The following is a 21,747-nucleotide window of genomic DNA, read 5'->3' on the forward strand; positions in this document are numbered from 1 at the left end:
GCTAGCATTAAAGCGTAATTGCTATTTGGTATAATCACCATTATAAACTTAAGGGAACAAAAATGAGCTACAAAAATCGTATAGAATCCATTATAAAAGAGTTAAATCAAGGTGTGTATGAAAAAGACCAAGCTATAAAGCTTGTATTGCTTTCATTTCTAAGTGGTAAATCAGCCTTTTTGTATGGACCGCCCGGCACAGCAAAGAGTCTTATTGCAAGGCGAGTGGCATTAGCATTTGATATGGGCGAAAAAGCAGATTCTAAAAAGGATTCAGCTTTGGGTAGTCATTCCGCAGATTTAGCACATTTTGGGGCAGAGCTAGACTTGGAGTCTGCGGTTGCCTCAAAATGTGCTAAAAACTACGAAAGCACCACTACACTCGTGCGTAGCACTAGTCCATACTTGCAAAATCCTAGAATCCGTGATGAAGAAAAACAAACGCAAAAAGCAGATTCTAACACATTCTTTGCTTATTTAATGAATTGCTTCAGCACACCAGAAGAAATCTTTGGTCCAATCGACATAGCAGAGTTAAAGAAAAATCGCCTTACACGAAGCACACAAGGCTATCTATCCACAGCACATTTTGCATTTTTAGATGAGATATGGAAAAGTTCTCCAGCCATTCTAAACACGCTTTTAACAATCATTAATGAAAAGATCTATCGCGATGGCAATATGGATATAAAAGTCCCATTAAAAGGGCTAGTATGTGCGAGTAATGAATTCCCTATGCAAAATCAAGGGCTAGAAGCCTTATATGATAGGCTTGTTATCCGCTTAAGCGTATTGCCTATAGAGCAAAAGTCTAGCTTTGAAGCCCTGCTAGATGAAGATATTGTAGAAATAGAAGTTACAAATCCCATCACCACACAAGAATTACAAGACATCACACAAAAAGCAAAAAAGATAAAATTCTCACAAGAAGCAAAAGAAGCCATGCACTTCCTTAAAGCAAGTATAGAATCTTATAATAAATCATTACACTTAAGAAATCTAGCACAAGACAATACAGAATCTAGCAAAGAATCTAAAATGCCTTTCACCCATAATTCTAAAAACAATTTTGCTATACTACCTGTTTTGTTTTGTAATATTTCTTATCTTTATATTTAATTTCACAAATAAAGGGATTACTTTTGGATATAGCATTTTTTGATTTTGATGGGACTATAACGCGTGGGGATTCTTTTCAGCTATTTTTGCGTTTTGTATTAGGAAAAAGATTCTATATAAAAATGTTAGAAAATTTGCCTACTTTGATAGGCTACAAGCTTGGCTTGATAGATAATAGCAAGGCAAAAGAGAGAGTGCTTAAATCTTGTTTTAAGGGCATGGAAAAAGATAAATTAGATAAATATTGCAGTGATTTTATGAGCGATTTAGAATCTTTTTGTAAAGATTCTGCCCTGCAAAAAATGCAATGGCATAAGGGAAATAATCATGTTGTAGTGCTTGTATCTGCTAGCTTTGAAGAGTATCTTAGTCCTTTATGTAAAGCTTTTGATATTCATCTGCTTGCCACTACAATGGAGGTAAAAGATGGTAAGATTACAGGCAATTTTGCCCAGCCAAACTGCTATGGACCAGAGAAAGAGAGACGCATTAAAGAAAACTATGATCTTACACAATATGAAAGAATCTATGTCTATGGCGATACTAGGGGAGATAGGGAAATGTTAGCCCTAGCAAGTCCAAATCTCGCATTTTTTCGTGTGTTTCATTAAGGGCTTATGATGACTTCTAATAAGTTAGCATTTAGTGAGATTATGCAAGAGTGGCTCTATAATCCAAATACAGGCTATTACACGCAAAATCATGTGGGAAAAGCGGGGGATTTTTACACTTCTGTGAGTGTGTCAAAGTTTTTTGGTGGGGCGATTAGCCGCTATATTTTGAGAATGCTTGATGAAAAAAGGCTTACTCTACCACTTCACATTGTGGAAATAGGGAGTAATAATGGCGATTTAATCGCTGATATTGCAGAGTTTTTAAAGGCATTTAGTAATATAGTTTTCATACAAACTAGCTTTTGCGTGATAGAGCCACTAGTTTGCTTACATACACAACAGAAGGCGACTTTTCAAGCAAGGATTACTGCAAGATTTGCTAAGCAACTACATATTTATAGTAACTTGCAAATGCTAAAAGATACGCAACCAAATAATGTATTTTTCATATCTAATGAATTGTTTGATAGCATGCCTTGCGATATTTTTCATAATAATAACATGCTATATTTTCATAATAATAATTTTACATGGGATAAACCAAGCAGTGAGATAAGTGAATTTATAGAAAAGTATGATATAAAAAGTGCTGAAATCCCGCTCATTTGGGAATCTTTTATACAAAATCTCTGCAATTTGCCATGTAAATGGATATTTCTCACATTTGATTATGGCGATTTTTTAGCACGAGAAATGAATATACGAATGTATATGCAGCACAAGGTTTATAATCTCTATGAAGAATTGCAAAATGATAGATTAGCCCAGTTTATAGGCAAAAGTGATATTACTTATGACATAGATTTTAGCCTGTTAAAAAAGATATTGGAAAATAATAACGCTAAAGTTTTATGTAATGTTACGCAGTCAAAATTTTTGATTGAATCTTGTGAGATATTAGATATTTTTGAAAGTTTTTCTGCACATTTTAGCACAATCCAGCTAAGCAAACAAAAAGCAAGTTTGCAAGGCTTAATCGCTCCAAATGCCATGGGCGAACGCTTTAAAGCTTTGGTATGTGGGGTGTAGATTCTAAAAAGTTATATGTTATTGCATTACAAACATTTCTTTATCCAAAGAGATTGTCTCATCAATTAAGAATAAGTGTTGTTAAGATAGGTGTAGATGTAATCAGATTTAGAAAATGGTGGTTGCGACTGGACTCGAACCAGCGACCCCTACCATGTCAAGGTAGTGCTCTACCAACTGAGCTACGCTACCACCCAATAAATTTAAGGCGATATGTGTAAGCGTTAATTTCATCATAAACATTAAGTTCCCACTCTACTAGATCACAACAAGATTCTGAAATCGTAGTCAAAAAAAACATTGTATTAAATAGTCATTTCTAACCACATTAATACAATATCAGGGGATTTAATATCATGTCGCCATATCTTTAATGATGTATAATACTACAAACAGAAAACATAAAGCATCTTGATAAAATTTTAACTTAAAGGAGTGGCGTGCTCGGAGGGATTCAAACCCCCGACCTACAGGACCGCAACCTGTTGCTCTATTCAGCTGAGCTACGAGCACAATTAGCTTGTGATTATATAGAAAAAAATATAAAAAATAGCTTAATAGTTTAAAATTTTAAAGAATATTTATAAAGAATTAAGTTTAGGTCAATATTTTATTATGTCAAGATATATTATTTCATAACTTGTTTTGGGTTAGATTCTAGTTATAATGACAATATTTTACACATCGAATAATAAATCCGCTAACGAATAAATAATACTAATATTAATAAAATAATACTATAATAATACCTTTTTAATTTTATTAATAAAGGTAAGGTTCTATGTTTTCTTACACCTATGTATATAAAAAAGATAACAAAGAAAATGCTTTTTTTACGCAGTTTAACCCTAAAGCTATCGCAGCAAAAAATATTGATGACACACCATTTTCTTCATATTTTTCAAGGCTAGATTTTACTCAAACAGGTTCTATTAAAGAATATTTCATTAAAAACAGATTCAGTAAAAAGTCTCTTTATATAAGTATATTTTGTGCCTATACCCTACTTTTTATGGAATCTTTATTTGCAGATAGTCTAGATATTACGGATAATACGACTTCAAAAGATTCTAACACAAAGCATTATCAAGCAAAAGCAGCAACCGTTACTGCAACAAGAATCCCAACGACAATCACTGAAGCCCCCGGCAATGTCAGCATAATAGATAAGGAATCTATAAAAGTGCGACCAAATAATAAGATTAGCGACACTTTGCGTGGTATAGAGGGCTTGCGTCAAAGCAAAAGTCGCGGCATGGATACATTTGATGGGGTTACTATTCGGGGCGTTAGTAGTGGGGCTATGATTATGCTTGATGGTGTGATTCTAAATGATATGGATAATAATACAAAAATGATAACCGCGATGAATGCCGATGATTTAGAGCAAGTGGAAGTGATACGCGGTCCATTCTCAAATCTCTATGGTAGCGGGGCGTTGAGTGGGGCTATAAACTTTGTTACCGCTATGCCTAATAAGTTTGAATTGAGGGCAAACATAGGCTATGGGAATCCTTTCGTGCCAAATACCGCACAAGAAAATCTCGTGCGTGGGTATCTCTCAATCGGTGATACCTTTTTTGATAATAAGCTAAAGCTTAAAGCAAGCTATGGCTTCACCACCACAGATGGCTACGCAGCAGATAGTGCGTGGGTGTATAAAGGCGATACCATTCTTAATAATGGCGTAACAGGTGGCATACCAAGTAAGAATCCACAAGGCACAGACATTGTAATAATAGGGGATATGGGAAAACAAAAGTATCAAACACATGACTTGAAATTTAAAGCACAATATGATTTGACAGAATCTATTACGCTAGATTCTGGACTTATGTTTAACTACTATGGCTATACACATGAAGACCATACGACTTTCTTGCGTAAGAATGGAGAAGAATATTGGGGAGATAATAGCAATACTTGTAATAATTGCGGTGGAAATCGTCCCATGCCTATGTATGCTGGACGCGGCATAGGGCAAGAGAGATTTGCTCAAAATATCTTTTATGTAGGATATAAGCAATACTTTGATGATATATTGCTTAGTGCTAGATACTCACGCATTGATGGCTGGAGAGATTTTAATAATCCAGATGGTGGGGCAAGTGGTGAAACAAATGCAAATACTACACTTACAGGCGGACCCGGTTCACAAACTAAAGATAGATTCCAAACGAATAATTTAGATATTTTTACAAATATCCCTATCTTTGATGTAGGACAGAATTTGCTGATAGGATTCCAAGCAAGGCAGCTAAGTATGGACGAGTCTGTCTTTAACCTTAATGATTGGACAAATTATTCTAGCAATGGCAGCAACTATGTCAATACCAAAGAGAACAAAGGTGGCAAAAGCCTTATGAGTGGTGTTTTTATAGAACTTAGAAGCGAGTGGAATAAATATTTAAGCACGACTTTGGGCTTACGATATGACTACTGGCTAGGGTATGACTACTATACAAAAACTAACTCGCAAGTAACAAACAACTCAAAGCATAAGATTTCTCCAAAAGCAACACTTAATTACTACATAAATGATACAAGCACACTAAAAGCATCAATTGGACAGGGATTTCGCGCACCAACGCTTAGTCAAATGTTTAGCACATACAAAACAAATAATGGTATCACAACCATTGGGAATCCAAACCTAAAACCAGAGAGTGCCACAAGCTTTGATATAGGCTTTGAACAAAAGCTTAGTTTTTCTCAATATCAGGGCTTAGTAAAAGCATATTATTTTAATACTTTTATGAGTGATGTTATCTATAATCATTTAGAAGGTAATACTAATTACTTAAAAAATGGTGGATTAGCCCTTATCAATGGCTTAGAGCTATCCTACAAACAGAATCTCCCTTATAATCTCTCACTACTTTTCACCTACACCTTTACAAATTCAGACATGCTAAGAAATCCAGCGGATAAAAGCATAGAAGGTAAAAAACTCACAGGCATACCAGAGCATTTGGGTTACGCACAGATTGCCTATGATGATTCTGTATTTTTTGGAAGTTTTGGTATTGAAATGATGAGTAAGCCTTTTAGCAGAGCGGATAATAAGGATACAATCGGTGGTGTATATAGTGCGACTGATGGCTATGTGCTGGGTGATGTGAGAGTTGGCTATAGATTCTTAAAGCATTATGAAGTAGCCTTTAATGCGACAAATATTTTTAATCAAAAATATTTTAGCTATTATAGAGCCCCCGGTGCTGCATTCTTTATACAGGCTGGTGCTACTTTTTAATAACATTTTGGCGTATTTGTAACGATATTTAGAATCTAGAAATGAAGTAATATTGTTTCTTTATCTTATTTACTTTATAGGAATATAATCAGCCTAAGTCTCAAAGACTGAATAAGATTAAAAGGATTATGTATGAGAAAAATTGTGCTTAGTGCTATTGTGGCAAGTTCATTGGCTATTGTTGGTATGCAGGCTGCACCATATAAGATTGATGTAAGTCATTCAGCGATTAACTTTAAGATTGGACACATGGTTGTGGCAAATGTGAATGGGAATTTTGCGAAATTTAGCGGCAATGTGGATATTGATCCAAAAGCAAAAACGCTAACAAAACTTGATGGTGAAATCGACATTACTTCTATCAACACAAGAGATGAAGAAAGAGATGGGCATTTGCTAGGTGATGCTTACTTTGATGCAGGGACATATCCAAAAGGCATGCTTAAAGCGACAAAAATCACAAAGGCTAAAAATGGCATTCGCGTTGAGGCAGATTTGACACTTCGGGGTGTAACAAAAAAGGTAATTTTCACAGGTGAGCTAAAAGGACCAGCACAGCATCCTATGCTTAAAAAAGAGATTTTTGGGCTTACCCTGCAGGCTACAATTAATCGCAAGGATTTTAATATCGGCAAAGATACTTCAGGTGCTACAATGGGTGAGAGTGTAGATATTTCTATCAACTTAGAGCTTCATCCGCAATAAATTCACATAGAATCTTAACATGCAATAAAGCACAAAGGATTATAACCACTTCCTTTGTGGCTATCTAGCATGAGTTTTCATATAACATTTTGCCCGAGATTATTTGCTTAAAATTATATGAAAACTCATAAAAGGGGATAGTATGGACAATAAAACTACGCATTTAAGCGATGAGATAAAAAGAGAGATTCTGCAAAATGCTAAAACCATAATGATAGTAGGCTTAAGCCCAGATACAAGTAAGCCAAGCTATCATGTCGCCTCATTTCTCTTAGAAAAGGGCTATGATATAATTCCAATTTACCCAAAAGGTGGCGAGATTTTAGGCAAAAAGGCTTTCACTTCGCTTAAAGAAGCATTCATAGATATATCTAAAAAAGGTGTGAAATGCGATATTATCGACATTTTTAGAAAAAGCGAGGCATTACCTTTGGTTGTAAGTGAGATTTGTGAAATATGGGGATTAGAATCTAGTATAAAAGATTCTTGTGCTAGAGAAAGTGAAATAGCTAGAGATTTAGATTCTAATTATAACGATCAGCATTCAGTCGTTAAACTAGGGAAACTAGATTCTATAAATTTTGCACCCCAAAGCCCTGCACCCACCCAAATGGTAGAGAATCTAGACTCTAATAGTCATCATATTAAGCATAGTGAAATATCTAATACAGAATCTAAAAAAGATTTTTCACCTATGGCTCAAAATGACAAGATTCTAGAATCCTTTAATACAAATAACCCTTGTATATGGGTGCAACTTGGATTACAAAATGCAGAAGCAGCTAAAATTGCAAAGCAACATGGAATGCTTTATGAAGAAGATAGCTGCATTAAACTAGAATATATGAGAATCTTTAGTAAATAAATTAAATACTTGTAGATTCTAGAACATTCTTTATTGGCAATATTATTTTCTTGTGTATATGTGAGTTTATCTACCTAATATAACGATTATTTATAAATGCAAAATTCACATTATTGATTTTGAGTAGTATATGCAATTACTGCGTATAGAATCCATTGATTTTCCATCTTATTTCACACCAAAAGCACATGCGAAATCTTTGCTTTCAAAATAATGCAAAATTATACAATATGCTTTATACCCTATTTTTTCAACATGCAAGAGTGGTATTTCTGCCACAAGTTACTAAGGCTAACTAACGAAATCCTAACCCCACAAATTCTCTTGCTAAGATTCTATTAAAAGATAGAAACTAACGCGGTATTTGATTTTGTGAAAGCATACCTAAAAGGCTTTGTATTCCGCCTTTTTGGCTAAGTTTCTTTGCAAATTTACTTGCTTGGTCAAATTGCTTTAATACACGATTAATATCGCTTACTTGTAATCCACTGCCAAGTGCTATACGCTTTCGTCTTGAGCCATTTAAAAGGTCTGGATTTTCTCTTTCTTTTTGCGTCATGGAATTTACCATTGCGCGGATTATCTTAATCTCTTCAGAGTTATCTAAATCCACATCTTTGAGTGATTTTGCCATATTACCCATGCCCGGAATCATCGACATGAGAGAGCTTACTGAACCCATCTTTTTGACATTTTCAATTTGATTGAGAAAATCTGTAAATGTAAAAGTCCCTTTTTTAATCTTTTTATGAATATCTTTTGCTTCTTTTGGATTGATAACACTTGCTGTTTTTTCCGCAAGACTCGTTAAATCCCCTGCACCCATAAGCCTTGATACAATCCTATCTGGCATAAATAAATCAAGATCGGCAATCTTTTCTCCCATACCCATAAAACGCAAGGGAATGCCGATTTGATACGCAATAGAGAGAGCTATACCACCTTTTGAATCACTATCAAACTTACTTAAAATCACACCGCTAATACCTATCTTTTCATGGAAAGTTTGTGCTGTTCTCACACCATCTTGCCCACTTAGAGAATCTGCAACATAGAAAGTATCATGCGGATTTATCGCTTTTTTAATCTCGGCTAATTCACTCATTAAAGACTCATCAATTGCTAATCGCCCCGCCGTATCATAAATCACAACATCAAATAGCCCATCTTGTGCGTATTTCATCGCCTCTTTTGCCACACTAACAGGACTATTAGATTCTGAGTGAAACACCTCTGTCTCAATCTGTTCTCCCAATGTCTTTAACTGCGTAACGGCGGCTAATCTCTGCAAATCACAAGGCACAAGCAAAACCTTCTTATTTCGTGCTTTTAGATAGTTTGCAAGTTTTGCACAAGTCGTTGTCTTACCACTACCTTGCAAACCACTCATAAGGATATTTGTCGGCGGCTTTTGTGCGTAAGTAAAGCCATAAACTCCACTCACTTCCAAAATCTCTAAAAGAGACTGACTAAGTGCGTTTAAAAAGCTATCCCTACCTATGCCATTTGCCTTTGTTTTATCCTTTGTTTTTTGCAGAATCTCTTTAGTTGTTTTATGATATACATCATTTTTTAATAGAGCTTTTTTTAATTCATCTAGGGCTTTATCGAGTGCTTTTTCATCATCACTGAATCTAATCTTATTAATCGCCCCACGAAAGCCATTGCTCAAAGTCTCAAACATATTTATCCTTTTTATAGCACATAATTTATATACAAAGCTAGAATTATAACAAAATTTTACATAAAACCAAATTATAGCTATCCAATAAACTTCATATAAAAACATGCTAGAATTACAAAAAGATTCTAAAAAGGCAAAAGTGATTATGAATAATAAACAAGAACTCAATATAAAACAGGATTCAAAGCAAGATGAAATAATAAACATGTTTAATGACATTGCAAAAACCTATGATACAACAAATCGCGTTATGAGTATGGGGATTGATATAAGTTGGCGTAAAGAGGCGTGTAAAGAAGCTTTTCAAATCCTTAATAAACAAAAGCTAGACATTGCAGATATAGCTTGTGGCACGGGCGATATGATGCTGCATTGGGAGCAATCTAGCAAGGATTTAGGCATAGAGATAGCAAGTATTGAGGGCATTGATCCATCAAGTGGTATGCTAGACCAAGCTAGAGAAAAGATCCCGCATGGAGTGTTTAAAGTCGCACAAGCAAATAATCTGCCCTTAGAATCTTGTAGCAAAGATATTATATCCATTGCCTATGGTTTGCGTAATGTCGTGGAGAGAGAAGCAGCATTAAAGGAATTTTACAGAGTGTTGCGTCCAAATGGTGTGCTTGTGATTTTAGAATTTACCACGCCAAATAAACATAATATATTCTCAAAACTCATGCAATTTTATACAAAAAATATTTTGCCAATTGTAGGTGGGCTTATCTCTCGTAATTTTAAGGCGTATCGTTATTTGCCAGATTCTATTGATAGCTTTGTTACTCGTGAGGGCTTAGAATCTGAGCTTTTAGCATGCGGTATGCAAATACTTTTTTCAAAAAGCTATAGTGCTAATGTCTCATCTCTACTCATAGCACAAAAGCAAGAGTAAATGCAAGGCTTTATCCTTAAAATCACAAAAAGCATTAGAGAAGATGTGATTGTAAAAGTGCTAACACAAGGGCATTATCACACACTTTATAGATTCTATGGAGCAAGGCATAATATCCTTTATACAGGGCGAAAAATCGATTTTGAGATAGAGTATCAAGGGGTGCATATACCAAAGTTACGAAACTTAACGCATTTGCCAAAGCCCTATGAAGTTGAGTTGGATAAGGTGTATGTATGGCAGCAGTTTTGTGCCTTGCTTGATAAGCATTTACATGAAGCAAAGCAGATAGAATCTTTTTATTTTGAGTTAATGGAGCATAGCGTTACTTTATTACACAGACAAAATGCAAGGCGACTTATTTGCAGTATGTATGCGAGTTTGCTTGAGTTTGAGGGCAGACTTTACAGAGAGGATAGTTGCTTTGCGTGTGGGGCTTTGCTGCATGAGTTTGTAGCTCTTACGCGTGGATTTCTCTTTGCATGTCCTAGCTGTGTTACAAGTCCCATTATTATGCAAAAACAGCTTATGCTTGATTTCTATGAGACAAAGAGTCTTATCAATATCGATGATATAAACTGCGATAGAATCTATGAGGTTGTATTGCAGGGGTTGTAACTTAATTTCCTTGCTATTTTTTTGATAACTTCACAAGGAAACGATATATCTCACTTCCAGCACTTACTTGTATATACATATCCCCAGCTTTTAGATTCTTATATGGGATAAGTATAAAACCACCTTTAACATCATTTTTTCGTAGTGTATTTTTACGCAAATAATGTGAGATTAAAAATTTCCTTGCATTAAAAGATTCAAGTTGCATATTGTAAAAATTCGCCCTTGCAAATGAATAATCATAGAATCTATATGCCATAAAAAAGCCATTATCAAACATAAAAGGCATGGGATAAATATGATAGGCATTCATGCTAAAAAAGGGATCACTCACTCTTAGATTTGGGGGTGTAGTCTCTATACCATAGTCATATAGGGCTTGAGAGAGACTGAAATTAGAGCGTGATAGGGCTTGAAAGCTATATGGTTTTATGGTCTTCTCATTCAGCACAATGGAGATATTTTCAGTGCTAAATTGTAAAATCTCATCACTAAGATTTTCTAAAGCGACATACAATATTAAAGGCACATTATCAAATCCGCCGATTGTCTCTTGTGCGATTTCTATTTGAATCTTGCTTTTTTCCTGCTTATCTTGCATGATGGCTACGCCATTATTATAGCTTGCTATCTTATCTGGCTTAACCACAAGTGAAGAACACGCCATAAAACACAAACTCACGCAACATAAAAAAACGAGTCTCACATACATAAAATTCCTTTAATTTTTTAGTGTAAATGATAGCATATTGTGATACAAGAGTGATATAGATTATCCTATAAAATGACAGATAGCTGTATCTTATCAACAAAGTTTAGGTATAAAACTTCTTTATAAAAGTGTATAATTGCGATTATTTTGAGTTATTAAAAAGGAGTTTCTATGGCAGATGCAATAAGGATTCTATTTGGCGTGAGTGATACAGATGAATGTCGCAAGGCTATCCCAACGATTATAAAGCTTTTTGCAAGACGCAGTGAGATTGAGCTGACACTGCTGCATGTTACACCTGAAACGATTGTTTTAGCAGAAAGTGGCATTGTGGATTATGCCTCACTAGAGCATGTGCAAGAAGAAGAGTCTCATGCGATTTTACAAGAGTTTGCAAAGGTCTTTAATAACGAAGGCATTGCGTGTAAAAAGATTCTAAAAAATGGGAATCCTATTGATGTTGTGCTGGAAATTGCAGATCAATATGATTTGCTTGTGATTGGGGCTAGTGAGTCTTCAATCCTTCATAGAATCTTTAATTCTCACCAAAATGGTTTTATCAACTCATCACCTATACCGGTTTTAGTAGCAAAATAGCTAAACTTGATTTTGCATTAATTGGGACAGGGTGATAAGATTCTAAGGTTATAGAATCTTGCTTGAACGCAGGGCGATAGTAAAGAAGCATGAATTTTAGCAATATAATAAAATCAAGTTAAACACATAAAATAAGTTAAACTTTAAGGAACATTTTGGCAAAAGTATATTTTAAGACCTTTGGTTGTAGAAGTAATCTCTATGATACACAAGTAATGATTAGCAACCTTAAAAACCATGAAATCGTAGCAAGTGAAATAGAAGCAGATACCATTATCATTAATTCCTGCACGGTAACAAATAAGGCTGATAGGGAAGTGCGTGGGTATGCAAGAAAGTATAGCAGTGAGGGAAAAAAGGTGCTTTTTACAGGTTGCGGAGTAAAGCACTCTGGTGAGAATCTGTTTAATAATGGGCTTGTAAATGGGGTGTTTGCACATAGTCATAAAGAGAGTATTAATGACTTTTTATCAAGTGAAAATCGGGTATTTTTGCCAAAAGAGCGGGTAAATAAGCATGTTGATACCACGCTTTTGCCTAGAGTTGTGGGGAAGGTTAGAGCGTTTATTAAGATTCAAGAGGGGTGTAACTTTGCGTGTAGCTATTGCATTATACCGAGTGTGCGTGGGAGTGCTAGAAGCTTTAGTGAAGCCCATATACTAGACCAAATCAAGATTTTGGAGCAAAGTGGCGTTACAGAAGTGATACTAACAGGCACAAATATCGGTAGTTATGGGCTTGATACAAAGACACATATTGCGACACTTATACAAAAAATACATGATATTTCCGGTATTTTACGCATACGATTAGGCAGCCTTGAGCCAAGTCAAATTGACTCTGCTTTTTTAGAGATTCTAGAGTTAAATAAGCTAGAGAGACACTTGCATATAGCCTTGCAGCATACAAGTGAATCAATGCTAAAGATTATGAATAGAAAGAATACTTTTGAGCGTGATTTGGAGCTTTTTAATGCGATTGCAAGTAAAGGTTTTAGCTTAGGGACAGATTATATTATAGGGCATTATGGAGAGACAAAAGAGATTTTTGATGAAGCGATATGCAATTTAGAAAAGCTGCCCCTAACGCATATCCACCCCTTTATTTATAGCCCTAGATTTGGCACAAAATCAGCGAAAAATGAACTAAAACTTACACAAGTAAAAGGCGATGTGGCAAAGGAGCGTTTGCGTAAAATCACAACGATAACGCAGAGAAAAAATCTAGTCTTTAGACAGAATCTTAAAAAACCTTTAAGCGTATTGATAGAGGGTAAAAAGGCGATAAAAGAGAGAGATTCTAGCTATTTTGTGGGCTTAGATGAGTATTTTAACAAGATGATATTGCCTATTAAAGATGACTTAGATTTAAAAGGCAAGTGGGTGAGTGTCGATAAATACGAGATTGCGGAGCGGTATAATGTTGGGCTTAGCTATAGTGTGATGCAGGGTTAGTGCATGATTTTTGGTATTGACTTTGGATTAAAGCGACTTGGTGTGGCAAAAGTGGTGCAAAATATCATCGTGCCTTTAGCCCCTATCATGCGGAAAAATCGCAATCAAGCAAGCAAGGATTTAGCTAACTTGCTATTAGCACATGAAAGCGATATGAGTAAAATCACGCTTGTAGTTGGTATGCCCCGTGATATGGATATAGATGATGTGGATACAGAATCTAATTTAAATATAGAATCTGGCTTGGATATAGAATCTAATAGGGCAGGGCGACATGAAGTCATGCAAAAAAGAATCTCTCACTTTCTTAACCTTATTGATTTTAGCGGACAGGTAATCTATATCGATGAATCATATAGCAGTAAGGAAGCAAACGAGCGGCTACTTGATAGGGGATATAATAAGCGGAAAAATGCACGAAAAAATGGCGTGCTAGATAGCATTAGTGCATGTGTGATTCTAGAGCGATATTTAGAAAGGATTAATTCTTTATCCCATAAAAAAGAAGATAAGCAGAATAGGGCAGGGTGTGAGTCTATTCTTATAGAATCTAGTGATATGGAATCTAGTATGCCAGAAAATCGCGTAATAGAAAGTTGTAAAGTAGAATCTAGCTTATCGGTATCTAGAGTATTTGAAACTAGTGTGCTTGAATCTAAAGATATGGAATCTAAGCATACAGAATCTAAAAATGAAAATTGCCTTACAAATCCATTACAAACTAAAAATGCTAATAGGGTAGGGGGAACGCTAGATTCTAACTCTACTAATCGTGCAGAACCTAGCATAGATTCTAAACAAATATATGATAAGCAAAAAGAAAAATCACCACATATCCCAGTATTGCTAGAGCATATGCTTGATACCTTTGATAGAATCTTTCTTTCTACCCATTCACACTATATAGCAAAAAAGTCGCTCATAAAGAATAAAGAAGTGCTTATAGACTGCACGCTAGGCTTTGGTGGCATGAGTAGGGCATTATTAGAGCGGTATTCAAACCTGCATATTATAGGCATTGATAGGGATAGCTATGCGTTAGAGTATAATAGGGAATCTATGGCAAAATTTAAGGATAGATTCCAAACTAGACATGGGGATTTTGCGACTTTACTGCCACAAATCATCAAAGAAATAGAAGCAAATGGGGATCATCTTTGTGGAATCTTAGCGGATATTGGCGTGAGTTCATATCAGCTTGATTCTATCGATCGTGGTTTTAGCTTCCATTCAAACAAGCTTGATATGCGTATGGATAGGACGCAGAGTTTAGATGCGGATATGATTGTAAATACTTATAACAAGTATGAGTTAGAAGAGATTTTTAAAAATTATGGCGAGATAAGGGAGTATAAAAAGCTAGTAAATCTCATCGTGCAAGAGCGTCAGAGAGGTAGAATAACTGCTGATAGCCTGCAAAATATCGCATTAAAACTGCATTCAAAAGCCAAAATCCACCCAGCAACGCTTATCTATCAAGCCTTAAGAATTGCTGTGAATGATGAATTAGGACAGCTAAAAAGTCTGCTTCATTCATGTCAAAATCTACATGAAGTTTTGTTTTGCGTAATCTCTTTTCACTCACTTGAAGACAGAATGATTAAGGAATCTTTTAAGCAATTTGCAAAAAGCTGTATATGCGATACAACAAGCTTTAAATGTGTTTGCGGGAATAATCATGCCAAAGGATTCTCACTTTATAAAAAACCACTCATAGCAGATAGCAAAGAAATCGCACAAAACAAACGCTCTCGTAGCGCAAAACTTAGGGCTTTTTATTTTGCATAATTATGTTTTGTAGGCTTGGTAAAAACTTGTGTTTTGTTGGGGGATTTGGAATCTTTGGGGAGTTTGTGGTTATTTTTCTATTTTAGTGAAGTTGAGATTCCATGCATTAAGTCTGTCAATCTACCAAAATAGTGGAACTATAGTTTCTAAAACAATTTATTATATTCATGAACCAAAAAATCTCTAGCGTAGATTGCAAACAAAGTTTAGATTCTGTAAATAGGTTTTTTACTCAACGATCAATAAGATTTGCAACAAATGTAAAGAACTTAAAGTCTAATTGTCCGTACCCCATTAAAGCTAGGAATCTAACTCCCTAAACACCTTGAAATCTTAACATACTAACAAGATGGGGATTTAACTCTTTTTATTTTTACTCAACAACACTTAAAATCAATCAAAGATACTTCCGCATGGGTAGTTTGGCTGTTTGCATGGAATCTAGCCTTTGTATAGTTTAGTTAAAAGGATTTATATGAGTATTTTTAAGAGAATAAAGCAATATTTCTCTGATTTGTATTTCTGCTATTCTGTGTTTGAGACAAACAAGAAAAAGATAAGAGAATGGGAGAAAAAGCAAAGGGAGCAGAAATGATTGTATTTGTTTGTAGTCCATATCTTGCAGTATTGCAAGGTAGAAGAAAGCAAAAGGAAGCATTAAAGCAGGTATATGCTTATGCTAGGGCTGGAAGCAAGGCAGTTAAAGATATGGGTTATACACCTTTATCACCTGTGCTTTGCTTTAGAGATGTGTTTAATGAGAGTATTGAAAGAGATAGGGCATTGCTTGGGAGTTCTTATCTATTAAGAGTATCACAAGGCATTATGATTGTAAATACACCTTACAATAAATACTCTCATGGCATGAAAAAAGAAATAGAGTTAGCAAAACAATTAGGTTTAAGTATCTATGAATGTGAATATAAGGAGTAAATATGAAATGTAGTAATTTTGTTGATGTTGATAATGAGTTAAAAAGGCTTTGTGAAATACTTGTAAATATTGCAGAGATTGAAGGACAAGTAAGCCTTGCAGTCAATAAGATAAAAGAAGAGTATGCAGAAGTGATACAGAATCTAAACAATGAAGCAGAGTTTATCAAACAAGAGATTGAGAACTTTTGTGAAGCTAATAAGGCAGAGTTTGCAGATAAAAGGTCTAAAGAATTAGTCTTTGGGACTATTGGCTATCGTGTGAGTAAGAGTGTATCACTGCCACGAAATAAGGATAAGGTAGCTGGGCTTTGTGAGAGTATTAAGAAGTTTGGCTTTAAAGATTGCATAAGCTATGAAGAAAAGCCTAATAAAGATGCTTTGTGTGAGCTAGATGATACAAGTCTTGTGAAGCTTGGATTGAAAAGAGTGGTAAAAGATAATTTTAGGATTGAGCCAAAATTAGAATCATTGCAAAGGGAGTAGATATGGAAGAGATTAAACAAGAGATAGAGGCAATCATTAAGCATTTACAAGAGAGTAAAGATTGGGAGCTTAGCTTTAAGGTAGCCCTGCTTCTTTATAGCAGTGCAGATAAGCTTACACAACTCTCACAAAAACAAAAGCAAGAAACAAGTAAAGGCTAGATGATTATCCCCTAAGGTCCTAGCCTTAGGGCAAATACATGTTTTAAATACCTTTTAAAAGGTGTTTAACAGATGTATTCAACACAAAGGCACAACATGAAGCAAAGTGATTATGATAAAAGATTACAAGACTTAGTCAGTAAGAATTATGGTGAGTTTAATATATGGGAAGAAGTATCCAAAAGAAATGTTTTATTCTCTCTTGTAAAAGATTCTATGCCTAGTCTTGCTAGTGGCATTGTGCGTATTGATTTACATGATAGAGCAGAAGTTAAAAGTGTTGTAATCAACTTTGCAACAGCAGGTCATCTTAAAGAATACAGAATGAAAGAAAAAGAGATTATGGAAGTTATGCGGTCTTTATATAAAGAAAGAGAGTTAAAAGATAGGCTTGTATTCCATAAAATAGAAGCAAAGGTGTTAAGGGTAGTAGCACAAGAGAGTGAAGAGAAAAAAGAAGAATTAATAGACTATATGGAAGGCACAGAAAACTTTATCAATCAAGTAGATAGAGATAAGAATCCAGCTTTATGGAGAACTTTTGAAGAAATACGCATGATTTTATTAGCTAAAAAGGAGAAATACAATGAGCAAAAAACAAGAGGGCTTTAGAAAAACTTTGCTTACAAAGATACATATACATAATCGCTATAAAGAGATTAAGGAGAATGGTTGTTGGGAAGAGTGGCTAGAGCTTCGCTATGGCTGTAATAGTGCTAGGTTTTTAAGTATTAGTGAATTAAAAGAAGTGCTAGATGTATTTAATGATAGGGTGCAAGATAGAGATTATGTGCTTAGAGATATTTGGGGTAGAGCTATGCTACTGCCTTTAGCACAAAAGCCACAAACTCTTAGCAAGAAACAAGCCCTATGCATAGAGCATTTACTCAATATTCTTCGATATAATGATAAACAGAAAAAGGCTTTTTTTAAAAGGCAAATAAATAAAGAGATAGATTCCATTGCAGCATTAAGTAAAGAGGAAGCTACAAAGATTATCATAGGATTAAAAAAGATAATACAATGGGATAGTAAGCGATTGCAGTATGCAAATAATGCGGATTTTAACGCCTAGAGTGAAAAAAGTTTGTAAGAGAAAGGATAGAGATTGAGAGAAAAAACAGAGAATCTTATTAAAAAGACTTGTAAAGAGTTAGGGCTTACTTATAGAGAGCTAGGGGAGAAGATTGGGTATAGTGAGAGTGCGATAAATAATGCTTCAAGACAAGAGAGCTTGAGTGAGCCTCTCACAAAGGCGATTGAACTTTATTTAGAAAATCAAAAACTTAAAGAGCAACTTCAAGACTTCTATACACTTAAAGCAATCCTTACTAAATAACACTTTTAAAGTGTTAATTTAATGCAAAAAACACAAATAAAATGTAATAATACTTGTTTTTAAACCTTTAATGTGTTATAATTACATTATCAAACATAAATAAAGTGTTTGATAGTTCTTTGAAAGTGGATTGTTAAACCTCAAAATTTATTTCGTTAGTTTTGCTATAATATTATGTATGATTTAACAAAAAATATTGGTCTAGGCTTATTTGTAAATGGGACATTCGCTTTACTCAATGGTGATTTTGGCATTATGCCGATAGTTATTTCATTGGGGAGTATATGTATTATGTATATGTCTATCAAGTTAGATGAAAGGAGTAAAAATGGGTCAAATAATACTCACAATAGCAACAATTAGCTTATGTGCTTTTTTAGCGTATCAGCTTTATTTTAGGAAAGGTTCACAACACTAACGAGTAACTTGGAGAGATAATCCCTTTTAAAGAACCAAAAATATCTTTATAAGATTAATGATATTTTTCTACAATTTCTAGCAAAAAATGACGATTTTTTGCTAGAATATTACTATTTTATATAGGGGCTTTGATGACTTGTTTTTGTAAAAGCAATAGGGACTGTATTTGTTGTCTTTTTAAAGATTATCCCATTAATCAAGCAAAAATATATGCAGCAAAATTTTTTAAAAATAAGCAATCTAATACAAATATATCTTTTAAGATTGAAGATTGTGATATAGGCAGTGCAAATAATCTTTGTGGGACAGAATTTAGCACCGCAAAACTGAAGTTATTTTGCAATAAGTTTAATATAAAAATAATCGAATATCAAAGCAATTTGTATCTTTTAGACAAAAGCATAGCTAAGTATTTTAGGAGGATTGTATGAAACACATAGACATGAAGCAACTTTATGATAATTTATCACAAAAGGAATTGCAAGAAATAGAATCTCAGTCACAATTACTTGAAAAAATATGGCAAAAAATAGGGTTTAATCATGCTTTAAGTGCCAATGAAGTCTTAAAAATTGTATATGGTAGCGACATTGAAATCCCTGTTAATCCCGTGAAAATAATAGAGCATTTTAACATTAAGCTCACGGAAGATGAAACTATGCAATTTGAGGGATTGACACAATTTGATGGCTATACACTTGAGATAAGATATAAACCAACAAACAATAATAGAGATAGATTTACTCTTGCCCATGAATTAGGTCATATCTTTTTACACTTCTTAGAAGGTAAAAAGTTTGATTTTCAAGATAAAGCTATTAGGCATGGTTATAATAATGAAAATGGTGTCGGTGGAATACAAAAAGAGTTGCAACCTGTAATATTTAAAGCAGCTAGAGAGGAAAAAAGCACAAGTGTTTTAGAGAGAGAAGCAAATATTTTTGCTGGTGAATTGCTTATCCCAAAGATAAAGATTGATGAATTAAAAAATATTTTACCAAAAAATCATAGATACAAACAAAGTAATCTTTGCCAATATTTTCAAGTATCTAATGGCACAATGTATCACACCATGAATTATTATGGGGAATGGGAAAATATGGTAAAAGACGATTATACATGGTGACATGTTATTGCATATTTAGCCTACTCTTTCCTTTAGAATTGTCAATTATAAATCCATGCAAAAGACACAGATAAGCGTAGAAATAAGGGGTTATGGCAAAGAGTAAGCAAGTTTGCCAAAGTCTATTATAAAAAATGTTTTTAAAGAATACAATAAAAGTAGATTTGTTCATATTTTTTGTATTCTTGGCGTTTATGTGCAATTAAGCTTTATGTATAGAAACACTAAAACAATGTAGCCTCTCTTTTACCTTCCCTGCTTTTCTTTATAATATCTCTTATAGTTATTTCACTTAAGTTGTATTTATAAGCTAGTGTTGCAAAGTTTGCTCCATTAAACTCTTGTATTATCTTTTCTTTTGCGTTTGGGATTACCTTTGGTACATAAAGACTTATGCCGCCATATTTTTTACATATCTTTTCAAAGCTCATGCCATTTTTATAATCAATGCAGATTTCTTCTAGGTAGTGCATGGAGATTCCTCTGATTGTAGTGATGTAATAATATAATTTTACAAAAAGAGAGATAATAAAAAATAATGGTGGCTTTCTTAATCCTAGTCAAAATAAATGCGTTTGTCTTTTTAGTCATTAATTAATGAAAAATCAGTAATTGTAGCGTAATATTAAGCAGTTTTAATCGTTTTTGAGTAGAATTTCAGTTAACATAGACCATTTGTAATTTTTAATTGTTAGGTTGTTATATGAAAAAGTTAGATTTAGAGCAAGATATATTTGCATTGGACACAAAAGAATTGGTAAAACAATCTATCGAAGAAGCATTTATGGATGATAATGCACAAAATGTTGGAAGCATTGAAAATCATTGTGATGCAAATATCAAAGAATATTATATTAAATTAGCCAAAGATGACGAAGAGGCAAAGGCAAAACAGGAAAAAATGCTAGGAGAATTTTTGAATGACAGCCGATTCTAAAAGTAGGAAGGAAGCATTTTTAGACTTAAACAATAGAGATTTGCTAGAAGCTCAAATGCGTGAGATTTGTCTTTTTTATAAGAAAAAATACCAAGTTGAGCTTATTAAAGGGAAATATGTAAAAAATGCAATTATAAAAACCATGCGGTATTATAGACAATATCTTAAAGAATTTGATTGCAAGGTTACGAGCCTTGATTTTTATAAAACTTATGCATGGCTTGGTTATTTCATGGCTGAAGAATTGCACTCCAAAGATATGCAATATAAGATGATAAATGTTGCGGTGTGGCGATTGATAAAACAATTGGAGAATGACAACAAAAATGTAAAAAGATGTGATGATTTTTTTACTAAATTATTGAGTTTATTACGAAATGAGTTGTCAAAGCAAGGGGAATTTGGAATTGGTAAAAATGGGTTATATATGATAATGAAAATTGCCTCTCTTATAGACTGCAATTAAACTATAATCATCTCCCCAACTTAAAATGATTTAATATTGTTTCTTTAATATCTTCTTTTAAATCATTTGGAATGTCTCCATCTTTAAAGGGTAGAAATGGTCTTGCTGGGATATTTGCTTTTAGATTCTTTCCTGCCTTTCCACCAAACTGATGAATGGGGGCGTATTCTAGATTTGTGCCTATGCTAACAATACCACTTGCACTCCCTTTTGCCCCACCTTTACTCTTTTGCATTTTTGTGCGTGAGTTAATAGAGCTTTGAAGCATACTAGATTCTGTTAGAATCTTACTTCCTTTTTTGTGTTTTAGAGTTTGCTTTGAAAGGGGAGTCCATTTATCACCAAATGGGCTAGTCTCTTTTTCAAAGCTTAGTTCTGCTTCATTTTTAGCAAGATTCCCTACTTCATGTAGTATGGGAGATATGTTTTTACATTGTTTTATTGTAAAGTCTATCTCATCTATGAGTTGTTGGAGTGAAATATTTTGCTTCATTTTAGTCCTTTATAGTTGCAAAGTTTAATTTTTATGCTACAATGGTGTCGTTAGAGTTAGT

General features: G+C 34.1%; 25 protein-coding genes and 2 tRNA genes. 21 read left to right on the plus strand and 6 right to left on the minus strand.

Going from position 1 to position 21,747, the window contains the following annotated elements; translation table 11 throughout:
- The first annotated feature begins 62 nt into the window (after window positions 1-62).
- The 3 genes from C6H17_RS01355 to C6H17_RS01365 are packed head-to-tail and all read left to right on the plus strand — an operon-like array spanning window position 63 to window position 2,761.
- Window positions 63-1,118: an AAA family ATPase gene (locus C6H17_RS01355; protein WP_020995838.1), complete on the plus strand. Its 1,056-nt coding sequence runs from the start codon at window positions 63-65 to the stop codon at window positions 1,116-1,118.
- Between the two features lie 23 nt (window positions 1,119-1,141).
- Window positions 1,142-1,729 carry an HAD family hydrolase gene (locus tag C6H17_RS01360; protein WP_005218792.1) on the plus strand — a complete coding sequence of 196 codons (588 nt, stop codon included), beginning with the start codon at window positions 1,142-1,144 and terminating at the stop codon, window positions 1,727-1,729.
- A gap of 9 nt (window positions 1,730-1,738) precedes the next feature.
- Window positions 1,739-2,761: an SAM-dependent methyltransferase gene (locus C6H17_RS01365; protein WP_005218791.1), complete on the plus strand. Its 1,023-nt coding sequence runs from the start codon at window positions 1,739-1,741 to the stop codon at window positions 2,759-2,761.
- 116 nt (window positions 2,762-2,877) lie between these two features.
- Here C6H17_RS01365 and C6H17_RS01370 read toward each other — a convergent pair.
- Both C6H17_RS01370 and C6H17_RS01375 read right to left on the minus strand, forming a co-directional pair.
- Window positions 2,878-2,953 (minus strand) — tRNA-Val (locus tag C6H17_RS01370).
- 244 nt (window positions 2,954-3,197) lie between these two features.
- A tRNA-Arg gene (locus C6H17_RS01375) sits at window positions 3,198-3,274 on the minus strand.
- A 268-nt stretch (window positions 3,275-3,542) separates the two neighbouring features.
- On the opposite strand from C6H17_RS01375, the gene C6H17_RS01380 reads away from it, so the two are divergent.
- The 3 genes from C6H17_RS01380 (at window position 3,543) to C6H17_RS01390 (ending at window position 7,584) form a co-directional block, all read left to right on the plus strand.
- Window positions 3,543-6,014, plus strand: a complete 2,472-nt coding sequence (locus tag C6H17_RS01380) for a TonB-dependent receptor (RefSeq protein WP_020995839.1) — start codon at window positions 3,543-3,545, stop codon at window positions 6,012-6,014.
- A gap of 132 nt (window positions 6,015-6,146) precedes the next feature.
- Window positions 6,147-6,719: a YceI family protein gene (locus C6H17_RS01385; protein ID WP_005218789.1), complete on the plus strand. Its 573-nt coding sequence runs from the start codon at window positions 6,147-6,149 to the stop codon at window positions 6,717-6,719.
- A gap of 142 nt (window positions 6,720-6,861) precedes the next feature.
- On the plus strand, window positions 6,862-7,584 hold the full coding sequence (locus C6H17_RS01390; protein WP_005218788.1) for a CoA-binding protein: 723 nt from the start codon (window positions 6,862-6,864) through the stop codon (window positions 7,582-7,584).
- A 352-nt stretch (window positions 7,585-7,936) separates the two neighbouring features.
- Here the strand turns inward: C6H17_RS01390 and ffh are convergent, their stop codons facing one another.
- Complete coding sequence (ffh, locus tag C6H17_RS01395) at window positions 7,937-9,268, minus strand: signal recognition particle protein (RefSeq protein ID WP_005218787.1); 1,332 nt, start codon at window positions 9,266-9,268, stop codon at window positions 7,937-7,939.
- Window positions 9,269-9,371: 103 nt separating this feature from the next.
- On the opposite strand from ffh, the gene ubiE reads away from it, so the two are divergent.
- Both ubiE and recO read left to right on the plus strand, forming a co-directional pair.
- Window positions 9,372-10,157: a bifunctional demethylmenaquinone methyltransferase/2-methoxy-6-polyprenyl-1,4-benzoquinol methylase UbiE gene (gene ubiE / locus C6H17_RS01400; protein ID WP_020995840.1), complete on the plus strand. Its 786-nt coding sequence runs from the start codon at window positions 9,372-9,374 to the stop codon at window positions 10,155-10,157.
- Window positions 10,158-10,775: a recombination protein RecO gene (gene recO / locus C6H17_RS01405; RefSeq protein WP_005218784.1), complete on the plus strand. Its 618-nt coding sequence runs from the start codon at window positions 10,158-10,160 to the stop codon at window positions 10,773-10,775.
- Window positions 10,776-10,788: 13 nt separating this feature from the next.
- Here the strand turns inward: recO and C6H17_RS01410 are convergent, their stop codons facing one another.
- Window positions 10,789-11,487, minus strand: a complete 699-nt coding sequence (locus C6H17_RS01410; RefSeq protein ID WP_005218783.1) for a hypothetical protein — start codon at window positions 11,485-11,487, stop codon at window positions 10,789-10,791.
- Between the two features lie 171 nt (window positions 11,488-11,658).
- Between C6H17_RS01410 and C6H17_RS01415 the strand changes: the two genes are divergently transcribed.
- The 11 genes from C6H17_RS01415 to C6H17_RS01465 all read left to right on the plus strand — a co-directional run bounded on the left by C6H17_RS01415 (window position 11,659) and on the right by C6H17_RS01465 (window position 19,790).
- Window positions 11,659-12,084 carry a universal stress protein gene (locus C6H17_RS01415; RefSeq protein WP_004087801.1) on the plus strand — a complete coding sequence of 142 codons (426 nt, stop codon included), beginning with the start codon at window positions 11,659-11,661 and terminating at the stop codon, window positions 12,082-12,084.
- Window positions 12,085-12,239: 155 nt separating this feature from the next.
- The gene (locus C6H17_RS01420) at window positions 12,240-13,538 is read left to right on the plus strand and encodes a MiaB/RimO family radical SAM methylthiotransferase (protein ID WP_020995841.1); all 1,299 of its coding nucleotides are present in this window, start codon (window positions 12,240-12,242) and stop codon (window positions 13,536-13,538) included.
- 3 nt (window positions 13,539-13,541) lie between these two features.
- Window positions 13,542-15,326 carry a 16S rRNA (cytosine(1402)-N(4))-methyltransferase RsmH gene (gene rsmH, locus C6H17_RS01425; RefSeq protein ID WP_020995842.1) on the plus strand — a complete coding sequence of 595 codons (1,785 nt, stop codon included), beginning with the start codon at window positions 13,542-13,544 and terminating at the stop codon, window positions 15,324-15,326.
- Window positions 15,327-15,917: 591 nt separating this feature from the next.
- Window positions 15,918-16,259, plus strand: a complete 342-nt coding sequence (locus C6H17_RS01430) for a hypothetical protein (RefSeq protein WP_020995844.1) — start codon at window positions 15,918-15,920, stop codon at window positions 16,257-16,259.
- A gap of 2 nt (window positions 16,260-16,261) precedes the next feature.
- Complete coding sequence (locus C6H17_RS01435) at window positions 16,262-16,744, plus strand: host-nuclease inhibitor Gam family protein (protein WP_004087810.1); 483 nt, start codon at window positions 16,262-16,264, stop codon at window positions 16,742-16,744.
- A 2-nt stretch (window positions 16,745-16,746) separates the two neighbouring features.
- Entirely contained in the window at window positions 16,747-16,905 is a 159-nt protein-coding gene (locus tag C6H17_RS12385; RefSeq protein WP_005218772.1) for a hypothetical protein, read from the plus strand.
- Between the two features lie 96 nt (window positions 16,906-17,001).
- The gene (locus C6H17_RS01440; RefSeq protein WP_005218771.1) at window positions 17,002-17,517 is read left to right on the plus strand and encodes a hypothetical protein; all 516 of its coding nucleotides are present in this window, start codon (window positions 17,002-17,004) and stop codon (window positions 17,515-17,517) included.
- On the plus strand, window positions 17,492-17,980 hold the full coding sequence (locus C6H17_RS01445) for a hypothetical protein (RefSeq protein ID WP_005218770.1): 489 nt from the start codon (window positions 17,492-17,494) through the stop codon (window positions 17,978-17,980). The genes C6H17_RS01440 and C6H17_RS01445 overlap by 26 nt, the downstream gene beginning before the upstream one ends.
- A gap of 33 nt (window positions 17,981-18,013) precedes the next feature.
- Complete coding sequence (locus tag C6H17_RS01450) at window positions 18,014-18,244, plus strand: XRE family transcriptional regulator (RefSeq protein WP_005218769.1); 231 nt, start codon at window positions 18,014-18,016, stop codon at window positions 18,242-18,244.
- A gap of 551 nt (window positions 18,245-18,795) precedes the next feature.
- The gene (locus C6H17_RS01460) at window positions 18,796-19,095 is read left to right on the plus strand and encodes a hypothetical protein (protein WP_020995845.1); all 300 of its coding nucleotides are present in this window, start codon (window positions 18,796-18,798) and stop codon (window positions 19,093-19,095) included.
- Window positions 19,092-19,790: an ImmA/IrrE family metallo-endopeptidase gene (locus tag C6H17_RS01465; protein WP_005218765.1), complete on the plus strand. Its 699-nt coding sequence runs from the start codon at window positions 19,092-19,094 to the stop codon at window positions 19,788-19,790. Before C6H17_RS01460 ends, C6H17_RS01465 begins: the two co-directional genes overlap by 4 nt.
- 224 nt (window positions 19,791-20,014) lie before the next feature.
- Here C6H17_RS01465 and C6H17_RS01470 read toward each other — a convergent pair whose 3' ends face one another.
- Window positions 20,015-20,263, minus strand: a complete 249-nt coding sequence (locus C6H17_RS01470) for a Mor transcription activator family protein (RefSeq protein ID WP_005218763.1) — start codon at window positions 20,261-20,263, stop codon at window positions 20,015-20,017.
- Window positions 20,264-20,493: 230 nt separating this feature from the next.
- Here C6H17_RS01470 and C6H17_RS01475 point away from each other — a divergent pair, with 230 nt between their 5' ends.
- Both C6H17_RS01475 and C6H17_RS01480 read left to right on the plus strand, forming a co-directional pair.
- Complete coding sequence (locus tag C6H17_RS01475; protein WP_020995846.1) at window positions 20,494-20,727, plus strand: hypothetical protein; 234 nt, start codon at window positions 20,494-20,496, stop codon at window positions 20,725-20,727.
- A complete protein-coding gene (locus C6H17_RS01480; RefSeq protein WP_005218760.1) occupies window positions 20,711-21,193 on the plus strand; it encodes a hypothetical protein in 483 nt (160 codons plus the stop codon). Before C6H17_RS01475 ends, C6H17_RS01480 begins: the two co-directional genes overlap by 17 nt.
- Window positions 21,194-21,200: 7 nt before the next feature.
- Here the strand turns inward: C6H17_RS01480 and C6H17_RS01485 are convergent, their stop codons facing one another.
- On the minus strand, window positions 21,201-21,686 hold the full coding sequence (locus C6H17_RS01485; protein ID WP_005218759.1) for a phage virion morphogenesis protein: 486 nt from the start codon (window positions 21,684-21,686) through the stop codon (window positions 21,201-21,203).
- Between the last annotated feature and the right edge of the window lie 61 nt (window positions 21,687-21,747).

Origin of the sequence: Helicobacter rappini, from assembly GCF_900198625.1 — a bacterium.
Classification (GTDB): domain Bacteria; phylum Campylobacterota; class Campylobacteria; order Campylobacterales; family Helicobacteraceae; genus Helicobacter_A; species Helicobacter_A rappini.

What these genes read in the sequence shown, in the direction of transcription:
- C6H17_RS01355 (WP_020995838.1), top strand. Translation starts at nt 63, where the DNA reads ATGAGCTACAAAAATCGTATAGAATCCATTATAAAAGAGTTAAATCAA.
- C6H17_RS01365 (WP_005218791.1), top strand. Translation starts at nt 1,739, where the DNA reads ATGACTTCTAATAAGTTAGCATTTAGTGAGATTATGCAAGAGTGGCTC.
- C6H17_RS01380 (WP_020995839.1), top strand. Translation starts at nt 3,543, where the DNA reads ATGTTTTCTTACACCTATGTATATAAAAAAGATAACAAAGAAAATGCT.
- C6H17_RS01385 (WP_005218789.1), top strand. Translation starts at nt 6,147, where the DNA reads ATGAGAAAAATTGTGCTTAGTGCTATTGTGGCAAGTTCATTGGCTATT.
- C6H17_RS01390 (WP_005218788.1), top strand. Translation starts at nt 6,862, where the DNA reads ATGGACAATAAAACTACGCATTTAAGCGATGAGATAAAAAGAGAGATT.
- ffh (WP_005218787.1), bottom strand. Translation starts at nt 9,268, where the DNA reads ATGTTTGAGACTTTGAGCAATGGCTTTCGTGGGGCGATTAATAAGATT.
- ubiE (WP_020995840.1), top strand. Translation starts at nt 9,372, where the DNA reads ATGCTAGAATTACAAAAAGATTCTAAAAAGGCAAAAGTGATTATGAAT.
- recO (WP_005218784.1), top strand. Translation starts at nt 10,158, where the DNA reads ATGCAAGGCTTTATCCTTAAAATCACAAAAAGCATTAGAGAAGATGTG.
- C6H17_RS01410 (WP_005218783.1), bottom strand. Translation starts at nt 11,487, where the DNA reads ATGTATGTGAGACTCGTTTTTTTATGTTGCGTGAGTTTGTGTTTTATG.
- C6H17_RS01415 (WP_004087801.1), top strand. Translation starts at nt 11,659, where the DNA reads ATGGCAGATGCAATAAGGATTCTATTTGGCGTGAGTGATACAGATGAA.
- rsmH (WP_020995842.1), top strand. Translation starts at nt 13,542, where the DNA reads ATGATTTTTGGTATTGACTTTGGATTAAAGCGACTTGGTGTGGCAAAA.
- C6H17_RS01430 (WP_020995844.1), top strand. Translation starts at nt 15,918, where the DNA reads ATGATTGTATTTGTTTGTAGTCCATATCTTGCAGTATTGCAAGGTAGA.
- C6H17_RS01435 (WP_004087810.1), top strand. Translation starts at nt 16,262, where the DNA reads ATGAAATGTAGTAATTTTGTTGATGTTGATAATGAGTTAAAAAGGCTT.
- C6H17_RS12385 (WP_005218772.1), top strand. Translation starts at nt 16,747, where the DNA reads ATGGAAGAGATTAAACAAGAGATAGAGGCAATCATTAAGCATTTACAA.
- C6H17_RS01440 (WP_005218771.1), top strand. Translation starts at nt 17,002, where the DNA reads ATGAAGCAAAGTGATTATGATAAAAGATTACAAGACTTAGTCAGTAAG.
- C6H17_RS01445 (WP_005218770.1), top strand. Translation starts at nt 17,492, where the DNA reads ATGAGCAAAAAACAAGAGGGCTTTAGAAAAACTTTGCTTACAAAGATA.
- C6H17_RS01460 (WP_020995845.1), top strand. Translation starts at nt 18,796, where the DNA reads ATGACTTGTTTTTGTAAAAGCAATAGGGACTGTATTTGTTGTCTTTTT.
- C6H17_RS01465 (WP_005218765.1), top strand. Translation starts at nt 19,092, where the DNA reads ATGAAACACATAGACATGAAGCAACTTTATGATAATTTATCACAAAAG.
- C6H17_RS01470 (WP_005218763.1), bottom strand. Translation starts at nt 20,263, where the DNA reads ATGCACTACCTAGAAGAAATCTGCATTGATTATAAAAATGGCATGAGC.
- C6H17_RS01475 (WP_020995846.1), top strand. Translation starts at nt 20,494, where the DNA reads ATGAAAAAGTTAGATTTAGAGCAAGATATATTTGCATTGGACACAAAA.
- C6H17_RS01480 (WP_005218760.1), top strand. Translation starts at nt 20,711, where the DNA reads ATGACAGCCGATTCTAAAAGTAGGAAGGAAGCATTTTTAGACTTAAAC.
- C6H17_RS01485 (WP_005218759.1), bottom strand. Translation starts at nt 21,686, where the DNA reads ATGAAGCAAAATATTTCACTCCAACAACTCATAGATGAGATAGACTTT.